This is a genomic window from Mucilaginibacter sp. Mucisp86 (assembly GCF_047324315.1).
Lineage (GTDB): Bacteria > Bacteroidota > Bacteroidia > Sphingobacteriales > Sphingobacteriaceae > Mucilaginibacter.
The window spans coordinates 2,964,065-2,981,664 of the sequence record NZ_CP168503.1; the positions used below are offsets into that span (position 1 = coordinate 2,964,065).

Annotated in this window: 14 protein-coding genes, 1 tRNA gene and 1 riboswitch; of the genes, 6 read left to right on the forward strand and 9 right to left on the reverse strand. The window is 42.9% G+C overall.

The genetic code is table 11. The features are described from left to right. Positions 1-28 precede the first annotated feature (28 nt). The 6 genes from ACEN9X_RS12665 to murQ form a co-directional block, all read right to left on the reverse strand. Positions 29-586 (reverse strand): hypothetical protein, encoded by a 558-nt coding sequence (locus tag ACEN9X_RS12665; RefSeq protein WP_091216811.1) that lies wholly within the window; start codon positions 584-586, stop codon positions 29-31. Between the two features lie 211 nt (positions 587-797). Beyond that, on the reverse strand, positions 798-1,754 hold the full coding sequence (locus ACEN9X_RS12670) for a methylenetetrahydrofolate reductase (RefSeq protein ID WP_091216806.1): 957 nt from the start codon (positions 1,752-1,754) through the stop codon (positions 798-800). A 296-nt stretch (positions 1,755-2,050) separates the two neighbouring features. After that, positions 2,051-5,755 (reverse strand): methionine synthase, encoded by a 3,705-nt coding sequence (gene metH / locus ACEN9X_RS12675; protein ID WP_413670709.1) that lies wholly within the window; start codon positions 5,753-5,755, stop codon positions 2,051-2,053. A 188-nt stretch (positions 5,756-5,943) separates the two neighbouring features. Then, a riboswitch (SAM riboswitch) is annotated at positions 5,944-6,053 on the reverse strand. 134 nt (positions 6,054-6,187) lie between these two features. After that, positions 6,188-6,919 (reverse strand): Bax inhibitor-1/YccA family protein, encoded by a 732-nt coding sequence (locus ACEN9X_RS12680; protein WP_413670710.1) that lies wholly within the window; start codon positions 6,917-6,919, stop codon positions 6,188-6,190. 215 nt (positions 6,920-7,134) lie between these two features. After that, positions 7,135-7,701, reverse strand: coding sequence for a hypothetical protein (locus ACEN9X_RS12685; RefSeq protein ID WP_413670711.1), 567 nt, complete (start codon positions 7,699-7,701; stop codon positions 7,135-7,137). 106 nt (positions 7,702-7,807) lie between these two features. After that, positions 7,808-8,617, reverse strand: a complete 810-nt coding sequence (gene murQ / locus ACEN9X_RS12690) for an N-acetylmuramic acid 6-phosphate etherase (RefSeq protein WP_413670712.1) — start codon at positions 8,615-8,617, stop codon at positions 7,808-7,810. Between the two features lie 106 nt (positions 8,618-8,723). On the opposite strand from murQ, the gene ACEN9X_RS12695 reads away from it, so the two are divergent. Then, complete coding sequence (locus ACEN9X_RS12695) at positions 8,724-10,310, forward strand: S41 family peptidase (protein WP_413670713.1); 1,587 nt, start codon at positions 8,724-8,726, stop codon at positions 10,308-10,310. A 26-nt stretch (positions 10,311-10,336) separates the two neighbouring features. Here the strand turns inward: ACEN9X_RS12695 and ACEN9X_RS12700 are convergent, their stop codons facing one another. The 3 genes from ACEN9X_RS12700 to era form a co-directional block, all read right to left on the reverse strand. Further along, a complete protein-coding gene (locus tag ACEN9X_RS12700) occupies positions 10,337-11,014 on the reverse strand; it encodes a hypothetical protein (protein ID WP_413670714.1) in 678 nt (225 codons plus the stop codon). 210 nt (positions 11,015-11,224) lie between these two features. Beyond that, a complete protein-coding gene (gene der, locus ACEN9X_RS12705; protein WP_091216773.1) occupies positions 11,225-12,526 on the reverse strand; it encodes a ribosome biogenesis GTPase Der in 1,302 nt (433 codons plus the stop codon). Between the two features lie 164 nt (positions 12,527-12,690). Continuing rightward, positions 12,691-13,566, reverse strand: a complete 876-nt coding sequence (era, locus tag ACEN9X_RS12710) for a GTPase Era (RefSeq protein WP_413670715.1) — start codon at positions 13,564-13,566, stop codon at positions 12,691-12,693. Between the two features lie 148 nt (positions 13,567-13,714). On the opposite strand from era, the gene ACEN9X_RS12715 reads away from it, so the two are divergent. The 5 genes from ACEN9X_RS12715 to ACEN9X_RS12735 all read left to right on the forward strand — a co-directional run bounded on the left by ACEN9X_RS12715 (position 13,715) and on the right by ACEN9X_RS12735 (position 17,590). Continuing rightward, positions 13,715-13,787, forward strand: a tRNA-Met gene (locus ACEN9X_RS12715). A gap of 91 nt (positions 13,788-13,878) precedes the next feature. Beyond that, positions 13,879-14,460, forward strand: coding sequence for a DarT ssDNA thymidine ADP-ribosyltransferase family protein (locus ACEN9X_RS12720; protein ID WP_413670716.1), 582 nt, complete (start codon positions 13,879-13,881; stop codon positions 14,458-14,460). Further along, positions 14,457-15,494 (forward strand): macro domain-containing protein, encoded by a 1,038-nt coding sequence (locus ACEN9X_RS12725; RefSeq protein ID WP_413670717.1) that lies wholly within the window; start codon positions 14,457-14,459, stop codon positions 15,492-15,494. The genes ACEN9X_RS12720 and ACEN9X_RS12725 overlap by 4 nt, the downstream gene beginning before the upstream one ends. 115 nt (positions 15,495-15,609) lie before the next feature. After that, positions 15,610-16,893: an MFS transporter gene (locus ACEN9X_RS12730; protein ID WP_413670718.1), complete on the forward strand. Its 1,284-nt coding sequence runs from the start codon at positions 15,610-15,612 to the stop codon at positions 16,891-16,893. A 169-nt stretch (positions 16,894-17,062) separates the two neighbouring features. After that, the gene (locus ACEN9X_RS12735) at positions 17,063-17,590 is read left to right on the forward strand and encodes a VOC family protein (protein ID WP_413670719.1); all 528 of its coding nucleotides are present in this window, start codon (positions 17,063-17,065) and stop codon (positions 17,588-17,590) included. The last annotated feature ends 10 nt before the right edge of the window (positions 17,591-17,600 follow it).

Below are 17,600 nucleotides of genomic sequence, written 5' to 3' on the forward strand. Positions count from 1 at the left end.
GCATGTCGGCGCCCTCTCATTTTAACCGTTAAAATAATCTCAGGATGTATGAAGCCTCGTAAAGAATAAAGATGATCACCAGGGCGGCGTGGAACTTCCGGTTTTCTACTTTGATAGCTATCATACACAATATGAAATGGCTGATATTGCGGATAGGATATTCGATATTGTAATGGTGCACATAAGTTGGCCCCTTTATTTCGGTATCAATAATATCAAGCAGGTAGCTCGTTCCCAAAATACCGAAGATCCACTTTCGGCGTGAGTAAAAATAATCTTTATAGCCTTGATAGTCTTTTAAATCATCGGGATAAAGCAATGCGCAAACACTGTAATAAGTTACAATGTATATGATAATGAAAAAGTACTCGGTAAAAAGCCAGTGCTTTATTTCATGCAGGCTGATCTCCCACCACCAAAAGTGCAGTAGTAATATAAACACGTAAAGTGTCCACAGGTTATGTACCCAATAAGGTTTATCCCGGCCGGGGTGCTGAATTTGTTTGGCCGCTCCTTTAAGCAGGTGGGTAATGCTAAGGCCCAGCGTAATGCTGATAACAGCCTTGATGTGACTGAAGGTATCCATAGGCAGGTGTTGGATTGATAACTAAAAGTAAATATTTTAATTTATTAATCACAACTAAGCCAGCGGTTTAGGCCTTAAAAACCATGTCATTGCGAGGAGCGGGAGGGGTTGCGCGGAAGAAGCGACGCGGCAATCGCATGCTATACAGGGCGGCTCTGTATAGTATGCGGTTGCCACGCTATCGCTCGCGATGACATTTTTATTCTTGTCCCTAAAATATCGCCTCAGCAATACGTTTAGTTGGCCCGGCATTGCTCATGGTATAAAAATGCAGTACCGGCGCACCAAAAGCAATTAATTCTTTACACTGGTTGATCATCCATTCAATACCTACCTCTTTCACATCCTTTTCGGTGGCGCAGGCATGGATGGCGTCGCTCAAATCTTCGGGGATATCAATATGGAAAGTTTTTGATAGCGTAACCAGTTGCTTTGATGTAGTGATCGGTTTTAACCCTGGAATAATAGGTACATTAATGCCATTAGCCCGGCAGCCATTTACAAACTCCTTGTACTTATCTATATCAAAAAACATTTGGGTTACAATGAATTGAGCACCCATCTCTACCTTCTGTTTCAGGTATTTGAAATCGGTTTTAAGGTTAGGTGCTTCAAAGTGTTTTTCAGGGTAACCGGCAACGCCAATGCAGAAATTGGTTTTTACCGTATTGCCATGATCTTCGTGCAGGTAAATGCCGTTATTGAGGTTTACAACCTGTTGCAGCAGCTCGGTAGCATAGCAATGGCCGTTAGGTGTAGGTACAAACGATGAATCGCCGAGTCGGGCATCACCACGTAATACCAGCACGTTTTCGATACCTAAAAACTCCAGCTCAATAAGGGCATTCTCGGTTTCATCTTTAGTGAAACCGCCGCAAAGCAAGTGGGGTACAGTATCCACCTTGTACTTGTTCATAATTGCCGCGCAGATGGCAATTGTGCCCGGGCGTTTGCGGTACGAAAGTTTTTCGAGCAAACCGGTTGGGTGCTGCTTATAAATAAAATCCTCGCGCAGGGTAGTAACATCAATGAATGGAGGTTTAAACTCCATCAGCGGATCAATAGCATTATAAATGCCCTGGATACTCTGCCCCTTCAAAGGTGGGATCAGTTCAAAAGAAAAAAGTGTTTTGCCGTTGGCGTTTGCTATATGTTCAGGTATTTTCATTTGCCCCCTAACCCCCTAAAGGGGGAATTTTTTATTTGAATTTTATAATATACTTTTTAATTCCCCTCTTGAGAGGGGGCGCGGTGGAAATTTGTTTTGGCAGGGGTGTGTTATGCGTTGTTTATTATCGCTTTTTTAACACACCCCTCCGCCCCTCTCAAGAGGGGAATCGCACGCTTCCTGCGCTTTTTGCCTCGCGCCGCCGCTCGGCTCCCCCCGTGCGGCGGCTTTTTTTATTTTGTGTATTTTATGTAATTAAAATTTCACTCTTACTCCCCCTTTAGGGGGCCGGGGGGCTAATAATTAATATTCGGCCCCAGCCATCTTTCTACATCTTCCAGTGGCATTTGTTTCCTCACGGCATAATCCTCCACCTGATCCTTGCTGATCTTTCCTAAACCGAAATACCTTGCCTGCGGATGTGCGAAGTAGAAACCGCTTACCGATGCAGCCGGCAACATAGCCAGGCTTTCGGTTAGGTGCATGTTTGCATTGTCTTCGGCTTTAAGCAACTCAAATAAGGTGGTTTTTTCGGTGTGATCCGGGCAGGCGGGATAGCCCGGTGCCGGACGGATACCTTGATACTCTTCCTTGATCAGCTCAACGTTGCTTAATTGCTCGCCTTTGGCATATCCCCAATAATCTTTACGTACAAGCTCGTGCATTTTTTCGGCAAAAGCTTCGGCAAGGCGATCGGCAAGGGCTTTGGCCATGATGCTGTTATAGTCGTCATGGTCGGCTTCAAACTCAGCAACCAATTCATCACAACCTAAACCGGTTGTAACCGCAAAGCCGCCGAAATAATCAGGCACACCGCTTTCTTTTGGAGCGATGAAATCCGACAATGCATAGTACGGATCGTTCTTCACCTTTTCGGCCTGCTGGCGTAAAGTATGTATCCGATTTAAAACAGTTGTACGGCTTTCGTCAGTATATAACTCAATATCATCGCCTACGGCATTGGCCGGCCAGAAGCCTATCACACCTTTCGCGGTAAATAACTTATTGTCGATAATCCGTTTCATTAGTACCTGCGCATCGTCAAACAGCTTTTTTGCTTCGACTCCTACATACTTGTCCTCAAAGATCTTCGGATAGCTACCTCGTAACTCCCAGGTATGGAAAAATGGTGTCCAGTCGATATAAGGAAGCAGTTCCTCCAATGGGAAATTCTCAAACACTTTAGTGCCGGTAAATGCCGGTTTCGGTGCCACATCACCATCAAGGCTGATCTGGAATTTACCCGCACGCGCCTCTTCGATAGTTACAAAGCGTTTATCTGATTTTTTGTTGGCATGTGCTTCACGGGCTTTGGCATATTCATCCTTAATACCCTGGATGTAGCTGTCCCGATTTTCCTTGCTCATGAGGTTACTGCATACAGTAACACTGCGGGATGCGTCAAGCACATGAATGGCAGCGCCTGAATATTGCGGGGCAATTTTTACCGCAGCGTGGATGCGTGAAGTAGTAGCACCGCCAACAATAAGCGGGATGGTAAACCCTTCGCGCTCCATTTCTTTGGCAAAATGTACCATCTCATCAAGCGACGGGGTGATCAATCCGCTTAAGCCTATGATATCGACGTTTTGTTTTTTAGCTTCCTCGATAATGCGTTGGGCAGGTACCATCACCCCAAGGTCGATCACCTCGAAGTTATTACAGGCTAATACTACGCCAACTATGTTTTTGCCGATATCATGCACGTCGCCTTTTACGGTGGCCATTAAAACTTTACCGGCATTGGCGCGCTGATCTGCATTAACATTATTCTTTTTCTCTTCCTCAATGAAAGGCAGCAGGTAGGCCACCGCCTTTTTCATTACTCGGGCCGATTTTACAACCTGTGGCAAAAACATCTTGCCTGCACCAAACAGGTCGCCTACTACATTCATGCCATCCATCAGCGGACCTTCAATTACTTCAAGGGGCCTTGCATAGGCCTGGCGCGCTTCTTCCACATCATCGTCAAGATATTCAACAATACCTTTTACCAGGGAGTGGGAGAGGCGCTCCTGAACGGTGCCTTTGCGCCATTCTTCGTCGCGTACTACCTCTTTGCCTTTGCTTTTGATGGTATCTGCAAATTCAACCAGGCGCTCGGTAGCATCCGGACGGCGGTTAAGGAGTACATCTTCTACCAGTTCCAGCAGATTTTTTGGGATCTCCTCGTAAACTTCCAGCATCCCAGCGTTTACGATCCCCATATCCATACCCGCTTTAATAGCGTGGTAAAGGAATGCCGAGTGCATAGCCTCACGCACGGTATTGTTACCCCTGAATGAGAAGGAGATATTACTTACGCCGCCGCTCACTTTGGCGTGCGGCAGGTTTTGTTTGATCCAGCGGGTGGCTTCAATAAAATCAACCGCATAATTGTTATGTTCTTCCAAGCCGGTGGCTACGGTAAGGATGTTCGGGTCGAAAATGATGTCTTGCGGCGGGAAGCCTACTTCGTTCACCAAAATATCGTATGATCGTTTACAGATCTCGATCCGGCGTTCGTATGAATCGGCCTGGCCTGTTTCGTCAAAGGCCATTACTACGGTAGCGGCACCATAGCTTAAAATTTTGCGGGCATGCTCTTTAAATTTATCCTCGCCCTCTTTCAGGGAGATGGAATTTACGATGCCCTTGCCTTGCACACATTTCAAACCAGCCTCAATCACTGTCCATTTAGACGAGTCGATCATGATAGGGAGCTTGGCAATATCAGGCTCAGAAGCAACAAGGTTCAGGAACTTGGTCATTACCGCTTCAGAGTCGATCATGCCCTCGTCCATGTTGATATCGATAACCTGGGCGCCGCCTTCAACCTGTTGTAAGGCAACAGACAGGGCAGCCTCATAATCCTCGGCCAAAATCAGTTTAGAAAACTTAGGCGAACCGGTAATGTTGGTACGCTCGCCCACGTTCACGAAAATACTTTCGGGTTTTATGGTAACCGACTCTAAACCACTCAGGCGCATATCCGGCTCAATTTGTGGGATAGGGCGTGGCGGAAACGCGGCAGCTTTGTTGGCAATACATTTAATGTGTTCGGGTGTAGTGCCACAGCATCCACCTACAATATTTACCAGCCCGGCTTTGATGAAATCATCAACCTGGTGAGCAGTTTCGTGCGGTGTTTCGTCGTACTGGCCAAACTCGTTTGGTAAACCAGCGTTTGGATAAGCAGAGATATATACACCTGCTTTTTCAGAAAGCTCGGCAAGGTGCGGACGCATTTCCCTTGCACCTAAAGCGCAGTTTAAACCTACCGAAAGCAGGTTGGCATGGCTTATCGAGTTCCAGAAAGCTTCAACCGTTTGTCCTGAAAGGGTACGACCAGATGCATCGGTAATAGTACCAGAGATCATAATACCGCCCGAATCTCTGAAAGCAGGGAAATCTTTACCGGCAGCTTTGCATTCCTGCTCATAACGTTTTATGGCGAACAGGGCGGCCTTAGCATTTAGTGTATCAAATATGGTTTCAACCAATAACAGGTGCGAACCACCGTCAACCAAACCACGTACCTGGTCATAGTAAGCCTCGGCCAGGTCATCAAACGTAACAGCGCGGTATCCGGGGTCGTTAACATCAGGCGATAATGAAGCAGTACGGTTTGTTGGCCCGATGGCGCCTGCAACAAAACGCGGTTTTTCGGGATTGCGTTGGGTATACTCGTCGGCTACCTCGCGGGCAATGCGTGCACCTTCGTAGCTTAGTTCGTAAGCCAGTTCTTCCAGGTGATAATCGGCAAGTGAAATCACCTGCGTACTGAACGTATTAGTTTCAATAATATCGGCACCGGCGTCTAAATATTCAGCATGAATGGCCTTGATAATATCGGGGCGCGTAATATTGAGCAGGTCGTTATTGCCCTGCAGGTCACTATGATGATCGCGAAAACGCTCGCCACGAAAATCCTTCTCCGTGAGCTGATACCTTTGAATCATGGTACCCATTGCTCCGTCAATCACCAGGATGCGTTTCTGTAATTCTTTTCTAATGTCCATTGTTTGATTTCACCGATTTTTATTTGATGATTTCACCGATTAATTTGATTTTAAGGAATGGTTTGATCTATCGACGTCTTGAGCAAATAGTCTGTCAGGACGAATCAAATCAGTGTAATCAAAACAATCATTGCAATCACAAATAAATAAAAAGCTTATCTCGAAAAGTCGGGTGTTGATATGACTTTCGCTTATCTGTCCGGGCGCATAATTGCTGCCTGGTAGAATGTAGCACCTTGTGAAGCACAGGTTGCTAAGACATCGCAGGGTCTAATCCCTCCGTCTTTCTCCATAAGCACCGCAAAGTTGCGCAATAAAGTTGTCATTTGCAAGTGTATAACACAGCCCTAATCTCATCGTTAAGCCACATTGTTAAACAAAAAAAGCTGCCTTTTGCGGAGGCAGCTTTTTGATTGAGTTTCTTTGTTGAAATTATCTTCTTCTGCCGAATAAACGGAGGATCATGAAAAACAGGTTGATCAGGGTGATGTACAGCGTTAACGCACCCATCAGAGCAAGTTTTTTCGAACTGGCATCGCCATATTCAATGCCTGCACCAATGCGTTTAAGCATTTGCATATAGTAGGCAGTTAAACCAGTAAATACAGCTATACCTATGTAGCTGATAATGTAGCTCATTTGTTCGCTGTGCATAAAGAAATTAGCCAATGAAGCTACAAATATACCGATGAACAGAATGTACATGATTGAGCCAAACTTGGTTAAATCCATTTGGGTAGTATAACCTGCTACGGCCATGATACCGAAAGTTACCGATGCGGTAATGAAAACACCTAATATTGATGCAGATGTATAGATCAAAAATATCAGGCTTAAGCTGATACCGATGAGGGTTGCATAAGCCACAAAAAGCAATACCAGTACCGGGTAAGAGATACGGTTATAGCCAAATTGCATTACTAATGAAAATGCCAAAGGCGAAAATAAGGCGAAATAGCCAAAGCCTGTAAGACCACCGGTTGGGGCAACAATCAGGCTGATAAGTCCCATGTTTAAAACCAAAAATACTGTTATTGCCGAAACGCCAAGCGCCACGAACATCCAGCTAAATACGCCGGCCATAAACCTGCGTGAAGAAACTTCTGATTGATCTCTAACTTCGATAACATTATCGTAGTTGTATTTAGATTCTTTAAATTCCATTTTGTGTTAAAAATTATAGTACGAATTTATGAATAAAAAGTGAATGTAGAGTGAAGAAAGGGGAGGAAAGAAGCAAGACTGCAAGAGTCAAGAATCAGGAAGGAGGAAAGAGTCTGGAATGTTAGAGTCGAGGATCAAGAAAGTTTTCTTAACCGCCTTGCCTTTTGGCTCCTGAACCCTTGATTCTATTTTTTCTTGACTCTTGATTTCTTGTCTTAATTCAACCTTCTCATCAACTGCTCTTCTACCTTTTTGAAAACCTGTACAGGTTTCAACGCTCGCCAGCCAAGGTTATCCAGCTCGCCGCCGAAGTTGATGTAATAGTCGATGTTGTTGCTTTTAAACTCCTCTATTACATGCTCGCGGAAGTTGATACCGGCTATCCAGCCATCTTCTACATCCTGGAACCACTCTTCGTAATAACAGTCATCGCTTGAGTGAAAGTTGAGTACATTTTCACCTATCAGGATAAAATGGCTGATGCCATTATCTATCATCAAATCGAGCAGTTCACGCTTTAGCAGCATGATGTCGTTATTGATGGCATCGTTCCATTCGCCTATAAGCTCAATAATGGTATAGCCTTTATCATAATCGGCAAAAAGCACTTTAAGATAAAGCGTATTGGAGCCGAACGAGTCCCATTGCGGGTGCAGCAGGTAATTGTATACCTGCTTGTCAAATTCAAACTCGCTGTATTCTGTAGCATAAAAAGGCGAAAACTCATCTTCAGATGCTACGTAGTCATCTCTCCAGCGGTAATATGGTTCAATATCGTGCATTGTGTTAATTCCAAATTTGTCTGAACCCGAATTTTTGAATTGAGGGATTTATCGAATGCCGCTTTGCATTTTCAAATCTTCAAATCAACACATCTTCAAATTCAGTTTATTTTTTAAAATAATGATCAACGGCGCTTCGTACGCTGCCGTATTGCTTCAATAACCAGGCTGCTTCTTCTTCGCTTAGCCCGGTTGCGTCCATTACCATGTGGGTGCCCCTGTTCACCAGTTTGTGGTTGCTTAATTGCATATCAACCATTCTGTTTCCTTTTACGCGGCCAAGCTGGATCATTACGCTTGTGCTCAACATATTTAAAACTAATTTTTGCGCGGTGCCGGCCTTCATGCGGGTTGAGCCGGTTAAAAACTCGGGCCCTGTTACCACCTCAACCGGGTATTTTGCTACGGCTGCTACCGGGCTGCCGCTGTTACAAACAATGCAGCCGGTAACTATATTGTGTTCATTGGCTGTTTTGAGGCCACCAATTACATAAGGTGTAGTACCAGAGGCAGCTATGCCAACCACCACGTCTTTTTCATTTATGTCAAATGCCTGCAGATCAATCCAGGCCTGTACTGCATCATCTTCGGCAAATTCAACCGCTTTGCGGATAGCGCCATCACCTCCGGCTATTAGCCCAACAACCATGTCAAACGGAACGCCGAATGTTGGCGGACATTCTGAAGCATCAACCACACCTAACCTACCGCTGGTGCCGGCACCTATATAAAACAAACGGCCGCCATTTCTCATCCTTTCGGTAGTGATGGTTGCCAATGCTTCTATCTGCGGCAACGCCTTTTCCACTGCCAGGGGAACGGTTTTATCCTCGTTGTTAATGTTTTCTAAAATTTCCCTTACGGTCTGTTTTTCGAGGTTTTTATAGTGCGACTCCCTTTCGGTGGTGGTTTCCATAGCCTATTTTTAAATAATTTATAACAAAATTCGGTAAAAATCATCAAATGCAAGGGCGCAGGTAAAAATTATTGGCCCTGCAATTGTTAACTTTGTGTTATAAGTTATGAAGAGGACCGCGGGTGTAATTTTCCGGACAATGATCCTGCTATTTTTGGGGATAATGATAGGCTTACTGCTTAACAGGGATTTTGCGACCCATAATCTTGGTCTTTCATTTACGGCCAATAGTAAAATAGCCAAAGTACTGCAACTGGTTGACCGCAACTATGTTGATAGTGTTAATATCGATAGTATTGAAGGCGTATCGGTTAACAACCTGCTTCAAAATCTCGATCCGCATTCGCTTTATTTACCCAAACAACAGGCACAATCCATCAACGAACGCTTAGATGGTGGCTTCAATGGCATCGGGATTGAATATCAGTTACTGCGTGATACCCTGATCATTACACAGGTTTACGCCGGCGGTCCGGCCGAAAAGGCAGGCTTATTGGTGGGCAGTAAAGTGATTAATGTTGATGATCAAAAGTTTTCGGGCAGTAAGCTGACAGCTTCCCGTATAAATGGTGTTTTCAGGGGCGAAAAGGATGCCGAAATAAAATTGGCCGTTGTACCTCCACTGGGTAAAGATTTAAAAATACTTACTGTTAAGCGAGGCCATGTCGACTTAAGCAGTGTTGACGCAGCATATATGGCCGATGCCACAACAGGTTATATCAAGATCAGCAAATTTTCGGCAACAACTGATGTTGATTTCAGGAAAGCCTTAACCGTTTTGAAAACAGATGGTATGGATAAACTACTGCTTGATTTGAGAGGCAACGGCGGCGGCTACCTTAACGCTGCAACCTCACTGGCCGATGAGTTTTTAACCGAAGGGAAGCTGATAGTGTATACCAAAGGCATTCACGAACCCCGTACGGATTATTTTGCAACCGATTCTGGCATGTTTCAGAAAGGGAAGGTTACCATACTTATTGACGAATATTCGGCCTCGGCAAGTGAAATTTTAGCGGGTGCCCTGCAGGATTTGGATCGGGCTACTATTGTTGGTCGCCGGTCGTTTGGAAAAGGCCTGGTACAACAGCAGTTTGCATTTGATGATGGTTCGGCAGTAAACTTAACAGTGGCAAGATACTATACTCCGTCTGGTCGTTCTATCCAGAAATCATATAGGAACGGGGTAGACAGCTATCGAAATGAACTGGCCCAACGTATGCAAAAAGGCGAACTTTTTTCAGAACAAAGCAACCTGAACGATAGCGTTTTTAAAGGGACACCATCGTATCATACCTCAAGCGGGCGCAAAGTTTTTAGCGGTGGCGGTATCATGCCTGATGTGTTTGTTCCTGCTGATACCAGCAAGTTCACACCGCTTATTCAGGATTTGAGCCAGCAGCAATTGTTTACCGCATACGTTATTGATCGCCAGCAGCAATTGCTGAAAAAATATCCTACAGAAGCTGAGTTTTTAAAACAATACGCCGTTAGTAATGATGACGTTGATAAATTTATCCTATACGCTTCGCAAACCATTAAAGAAATGGACTCCAACGAGATAAGGAATTCCAGGGAGCCCATTAAAACTATTCTTAAAGCCCAGGCGGCCCGCTTTAAATGGGGTGATAATGCCTACTTTAAAGTGATCAATGCTGATGATGTAGCCTTTAAAAAAGGGTTGGAGCAATAAGAGCCTTGATTTCCCCGATTTAAGGGTTACCTGATTTTACTTCCTGTTTGATTTACTTTATTTAACGTTAATAACCCGTTAAAATAGAATAGCAGCTTCCTGTCACTATCTTGGATGTAGGCTACCGGGTACTCGTTGTATTTAGCAAAGGTCACTTTCCATGCTTTGATAAAATTGGGATGATCAGGTGTATCGTGGTTTAGGTCAAAGTATCCAAATTCAGCATTAAGACAAGATGATTCATTAACATTGTTATCTACTGTATAACCATCTTTTTTAAAAGCATCAATAAAAACTTTGCGTATTTGTGGCAACGTTGCAGCGGCTTTTGTATTGAGGTTAAGTGTGCCATAGCGCCGGCCTATGGAGGTTTCAAAAATTTCGTTCCTGAAGTGATAACTTATTCCTGAATTAAAAATGGGCAAGCCATTGCTTTCTTCGTAAGCCATTACGTGCTGGTAAATATTGGTGCTTATACTATCATTTAAAATAACCCGGTATATGACCAGACCATTAGTTGGGATGTTGTTTTTTTGCAGGAGTTTAATGGCTGTTGCCAGTTCGACTTTATTGCTGTCGCTATAATCGCGTTTAATGCGACTGATACAACCATTGTCCTCTCCATCGCCGGATGAAAGTTGGCCTTTTTTACATGCAGCAAAAGCCACCAGTACTATGAGTACTAAACAATAAAACTTTTTCATGAAGTGTAAAGTATTGAGGTTTAGTAATATTACGGAGCAAAGGAGAGAAACGTAACAACGACCTTGATTTTTAGGATTCAAGGATTGCCTGATTGTTGAGAAGACTTACGAAGTTTTTAAAAACTTCGTAAGTCTGGGAATATCATAAGTCTGGATTTTATAAGGATAAATCTCAAGGTAATCCTTGAATCCTAAAAATCAAGGTTTAGATTATTTCTGCCTGAACCAAACCTGTATTGGAGCACCCGAAAAATCAAAGTTTTCGCGGAGCTTATTCTCAATAAAGCGGTAGTAGGGCTCTTTAACGTATTGCGGTAAATTGCAGAAAAACGCAAACATGGGCGAAGTACCTGCAATTTGAGTGATATATTTGATTTTAACGTATTTGCCTTTTATTGCCGGAGGCGGATAGTTTTCGATAATAGGTAACATTACCTCGTTCAGTTTTGAAGTTGGTATTTTGCGCGCACGGTTCTGGTAAACCTGGTTAGCTACATCAATTACTTTTAATACTCTTTGCTTTTCGGTAACCGAGGTAAATACAATAGGCACATCGGTAAAAGGGGCTATCTTATCGCGGATCTGCTCTTCAAATACCTTGATGGTTTTGCTGTTCTTTTCAATCAAATCCCATTTGTTTACTACGATCACCACACCTTTTTTATTCTTTTCGGCCAGGTGGAAGATATTGATATCCTGCGATTCAAAACCTTCAACAGCATCAATCATCAGGATGATCACGTCTGCTTCTTCCAAAGCCTTAATGGTACGCATTACCGAATAAAACTCGATGTTTTCTTTAACCTTGGTTTTTTTGCGTAGCCCTGCGGTATCTATCAGCATAAAATCATGACCGTATTGGTTATAGTGAATATGGATAGAATCGCGGGTGGTGCCGGCAATAGGGGTAACAATGTTACGGTCTTTACCTATAAGGGCATTGATAATAGACGACTTACCTACGTTAGGCCGGCCAACAATAGCATATTTAGGGCGGGTGTTTTCTTCCAGCTCTTCATCTTCAAAGTGTTTTACCACTTCGTCAAGCAGCTCGCCGGTACCGGAGCCAGTCATTGACGAAATGCTGTAAATTTCGCCAAGGCCAAAGCTGTAAAATACCATGGCGTCGGCAACCTGGTTATTGTTGTCCAGTTTGTTTACCACTACAAAAACAGGCTTTTTGCTTTTACGCAGGCGATTGGCAATCTCGTCGTCAAGGTCGGTAATGCCGGTAGTAACATCAACAACAAATAAAATAACCGAAGCTTCTTCGATGGCGATATCAACCTGCTCGCGGATGGCTGTTTCAAAAACATCATCAGAGTTGGCTACGTAGCCTCCGGTATCAATAACCGTAAAATTATGGTTAAGCCATTCGGCAACACCGTAATGCCTGTCGCGCGTGACACCGCTAAAGTCATCAACGATAGCCTTGCGGCTTTCGGTTAAGCGGTTATATAATGTTGATTTGCCTACGTTGGGCCTGCCCACTATGGCTACTATGTTACTCATTGTGTTATATTAAGAGTCAGGATGCCAGGAATCAAGATTCAAGAATTATGCAAATCTATCTAACTTAACAACTGCTTCTACGAAATTTTTAATTTTTATTAATGATAGATCAAGATGTCGGATTATCCTGCATCCTGATTCTAAAAGTCTTGATTTTGTTCCCCCTATTCGTACCCGAATTGTTTCAGATAATTTTTCTTGGTACGCCAGTCGGGGATCACTTTTACAAACATCTCCAGGAAAATTTTACGCTGAAAAAAATCTTCCATAGCACGACGGGCGTAGGTGCCGGTAATCTTAAGCATTTCGCCGCCTTTGCCAATAATAATGTTTTTCTGCGATTCGCGCTCAACAATGATCTCGGCGCTGATGCGGTAAAGTTTTTCACCCTCGATAAATGCTGTTACAATAACCTCGGTGCTATAAGGGATTTCTTTTTTATATTGTTTAAACACCTGCTCGCGGATCATTTCTGAGGCAAAGAAACGGTCATTACGATCTGTCAGAGCGTCTTTTTCGTAATAAGCAGGATGTTCGGGTAAGTTTTCGATCACGAAATCCATAATGGCTTTGATGTTATGCCCATGTAATGCAGATATCGCGAAAATGGCTTTCGGATTTAGTTTTTCCCTCCAAAATTCAACTTTCTTTTTTACGGTTTCCTCATCGCTTTGATCAATTTTGTTGATCAGGATAGCAAGCGGGGCCGATGAACGTTCCAGTTTTTTAAGAACGTCTGCCTCATCGTATTCTTCATAAATATCGGTAACCAGCAAAATAAGGTCGGCATCAACAATAGAGCCATCAACCTGGTGCATCATACTTTCATGCAGGGCATAGTGTGGCTTGATAACACCCGGAGTGTCCGAAAACACGATCTGGTAGTTTTCATCATTCACAATACCCAAAATACGGTGACGGGTGGTTTGCGCTTTAGGGGTAATGATGGACATTTTTTCGCCCACCAGCGCGTTCATAAGGGTTGATTTCCCTGCGTTGGGTTTACCTATTATACTTACAAAACCTGCCTGATGAGCCATAGAAAAATAATTAAAAATATATTTGGACTGCAAAGAAACGAATTATATCTTTGCAGTCCAATTAAAACAGAGTGCAAATTTGCATTTGATTAATTGGAAGGACCTTTCCGGGGTTATGGCCGGATCTCAAATATATAGCACAATACAGTGCGGGATGGAGCAGTTGGTAGCTCGTCGGGCTCATAACCCGAAGGTCGTAGGTTCGAGTCCTGCTCCCGCTACGAAGAATGAAAAGCCTCAAGTTGGAAAATTTGAGGCTTTTTTGTTTGCGGAAGATTTCATAGATTAGAGTAACCAAAAAAACCTAAATCTATGGCTAAGCCGCCACAGGAAGGAAAATTATTGTATCATTTGACATCCTTATATAATGTCGAGAGTATATTTCGAAAAGGATTAATAGCAAGGAATGATTTAAATGGTTTTGACGATGTTGCTGAACCCGAGATAATAGACCACCGAGAGGTGATGGATCTAAATGGGTTTGTGCCATTTCATTTTTTTGCTGGAACGCCCTTTGACGGCGCGGTTCAAAATGCTTATAGTGATAAAGATTTTGTGTTTATAACGATATGTAGAACTTTTGCTGAAAAAAATAAGTTTAGAATATTAACGCAGCATCCACTGTCGTTAGTTGATTGTTCGACATTACCATATGATCAAGGATTTAATTCGATACAGTGGGAAATAATGAATCAAAGGAATTACAATGATCGTATCTGTAAAGAGATTTGTATGGCTGAATGCCTATCTCCGATTACAGTAAAGCCGTCTGATTTTTTCTGTGTATTTACTCCTAATGATAGGGTTAATAAAGAAGTTGAAAAATTACGAAATTCAATTTTAGGAAGAGGGGCATTTTTGGTTAACATTAACGAGGCATTTTTTATAAAATGATCAATTACACAGTAGGAAACATACTTGAGTCGCAATCCGACGCAATAGTCAACACTGTTAACTGTGAAGGCTACATGGGTAAAGGTATAGCCTATCAATTTAAGATAAAGTATCCTAACAATAATAGGCGTTATGAGGAAGCATGCAAATCAGGAAAATTCAAAATAGGAACAATTTTGACATTTACTGAAAATGAAAAATTGATAATCAACTTTCCCACTAAAGCAGAATGGCGAAAGAAGTCCGAATATTCCTACATATCAAAGGGTCTTGAAACGTTAGTCACAATGTTACCAAAACTAAACGTTAGATCGATAGCATTTCCACCCTTGGGGTGTGGTAATGGAGGGTTAGAGTGGGCCAAAGTAAAGGCTCTTATTACTGAAGCGGTAGAGCCATTTGAGAGTTATTTCGATTTTACTTTATACGAGCCCTCAAATAACATTAGTTCAGTTACAAATTCAAAAAGAATTCCTAAACTGAATGCATCCCATGTAATTTTGATGCATCTAAAATTGGGCTTAAGAAAATTTAATAAGACAAGGCTTCAAAAGGCAGCCTTTTTTATCAATATATTTAGTGGAGAACAATATTTCAAGTTTAATGCTTATAACTATGGGCCATACACTCACTCAATAGATATATTAAGCAGAGATATTAAAGAATATCAACAGTATTTTAATTTTACAACAGAACAAGCATTACAAGCTGCTGAAAATACTTTAGTGAGCCATTCATTAATAGACAAACTTGAGCGATTTGGAGAGCCAATTCTCAAATCGCTATCACTATCAAATAATATCGATTCCGACAGGGAATTAGAACTTATATCAACCATTCTTTTTATTTTGGCTGAAAAAAAAGCTGTAAAGATGGAGAGCTTTCAAACGGAGTTTTTAATCTGGTCTGAAGAAAAGGCATCAAAGTTTTCGAAATCAGATATCGAAAATGGTGTTGACTTATTGAAGCGCAAAGGGATTATTGCTGACTCGTTGCTTGGCTTTGAGTTGAATAAACATTCACTACAAATTTAATCAAACGTGGTTGGTCGAACCTGCTCGGCTGTGAAAGCTTTAAATCGAAAAATTTGAGGCATTCTGCTTTCCTTGCCAATTTGCACATTCCCTCAAATTTAATATGTTTGAGGCTATGAATCAGCAACCTTCCGCAGTGAACCCGGTTAGCCGGATCCTCACTGCAAGCCTCATCGGAACAACCATCGAATTTTTTGACTTTTATATTTATGCCACCGCCGCGGTGCTGGTATTCCCTAAATTATTTTTCCCCGCTGCCGATCCAACATCGGCTACACTTGAATCATTGGCAACCTTTGCACTGGCCTTTCTTGCACGACCAATAGGAGCTGCTATATTTGGGCACTTTGGCGACCGTAAAGGGCGTAAAGCTACGCTCGTTGCGGCCTTATTAACCATGGGGCCATCAACCGTTGCTATCGGGCTTTTGCCGGGCTATGCTTCCATAGGCATTGCAGCGCCAATATTGCTTGCCCTGTTTCGTTTTGGGCAAGGGCTGGGGCTTGGTGGCGAGTGGGGTGGTGCTGTACTACTGGCAACAGAAAATGCCCCTGCACATAAAAAAGCCTGGTATGGCATGTTTCCGCAGTTGGGAGCACCTATCGGGTTCCTGCTATCGAGCGGCACGTTTTTTATCCTCAGCAAAACCATGAGTGAAGATAACTTTATAACCTATGGCTGGCGCATCCCGTTTATTGCAAGTGCATTACTGGTTTGGGTTGGGCTTTTTGTGAGGTTGAAAATATCCGAAACTCCTGAATTTATGAAGATGGTTAGTAAAGAAGAGCGCTCAAAAGTGCCGTTTGCAGATGTTTTTGTAAAACATACTGCAGCCATTACCTTAGGCACGCTGGCAACTGTTACCACTTTCCTGCTGTTTTATTTGATGACGGTGTTTACACTAAGCTGGGGTACTACAGCGCTGCATTATACTAAAAGCTCGTTCCTAATCATACAGATGATATCGATGCTGGCATTTGGTCTGGGTATTCCGCTATCGGCAATCCTGGCTGATAAATATGGACGCAACAACATGTTAATTGTTGCAACGTTATGCATCGTGGCATTTGGTCTTGTTTTCGCACCGCTATTTACTACGGGCAGTTTAGGTATAACAGCAATCTTTTTGTCGATAGGAATGTTTTTGATGGGGCTTACCTACGGGCCGATAGGTACGGCGCTTGCCGGTATCTTTCCGCCGGCAGTACGTTATACCGGCGCTTCGCTGGCCTTTACCCTGGCCGGTATTTTAGGTGCTTCGCTTACGCCATACATGGCAACCATGCTGGCGCATAATTATGGACTCGCCTATGTGGGCTACTACTTAACAGCCGCTTCAATAGTTACGTTGTTAGCTTTAATTGGAGCTAAAAAACTGATGAAACAGCAAGTTGAATAGGTAGAGAGCATGCTGATACTTTAAATCTTATTAAAGAAAAGTACTTTGGAAAAGCCTCAAATCGGAAGACTTGGGGCTTTCTCATTTATCGTTTTGTTTTGCCTTTCAAATGCTTTAAATTTCATTAACTAATTAAAGCAAACGCAAACAAGCTTAACTATAACCGGTCATGAAAAAAACTACCCTTATCCTGCTGCTCATTGCTGCTTCATTTGGCTCCGGGTTCGCCTTTAAGGCTGCCCTGACTGCATCAATCCACCAACCTGCCGAATTAAAAAGGGTAACCGGCATTGGTGGTATCTTTTTTAAATGTAAAGAACCTGCTAAGGTCAGGGCCTGGTATAAGGAGCACCTGGGTTTACAGACAAATCAGTACGGTGCTGTGTTTGAATGGAGGCAAGGTGCCGATACGCTAAAAAAGGGATTTACCCAATGGAGCCCTTTTAACGAAAAAACCAAATACTTTGCACCTTCTGATAAGGATTTTATGGTTAACTATCGTGTTGCAGATTTGACGGCACTCGTAACGCAGCTCAAAAAAGAAGGCGTAGCTATAGTTGATACGATAGAAACCGTTGACTATGGCAAATTTGTTCATATCATGGATATTGAGGGCAACAAAATTGAGTTATGGGAACCCAACGATATCGCGTATGAAAAATTAGGTATAAAAATGGGCGCGCAGACCACCAAATAACGTATAGCCA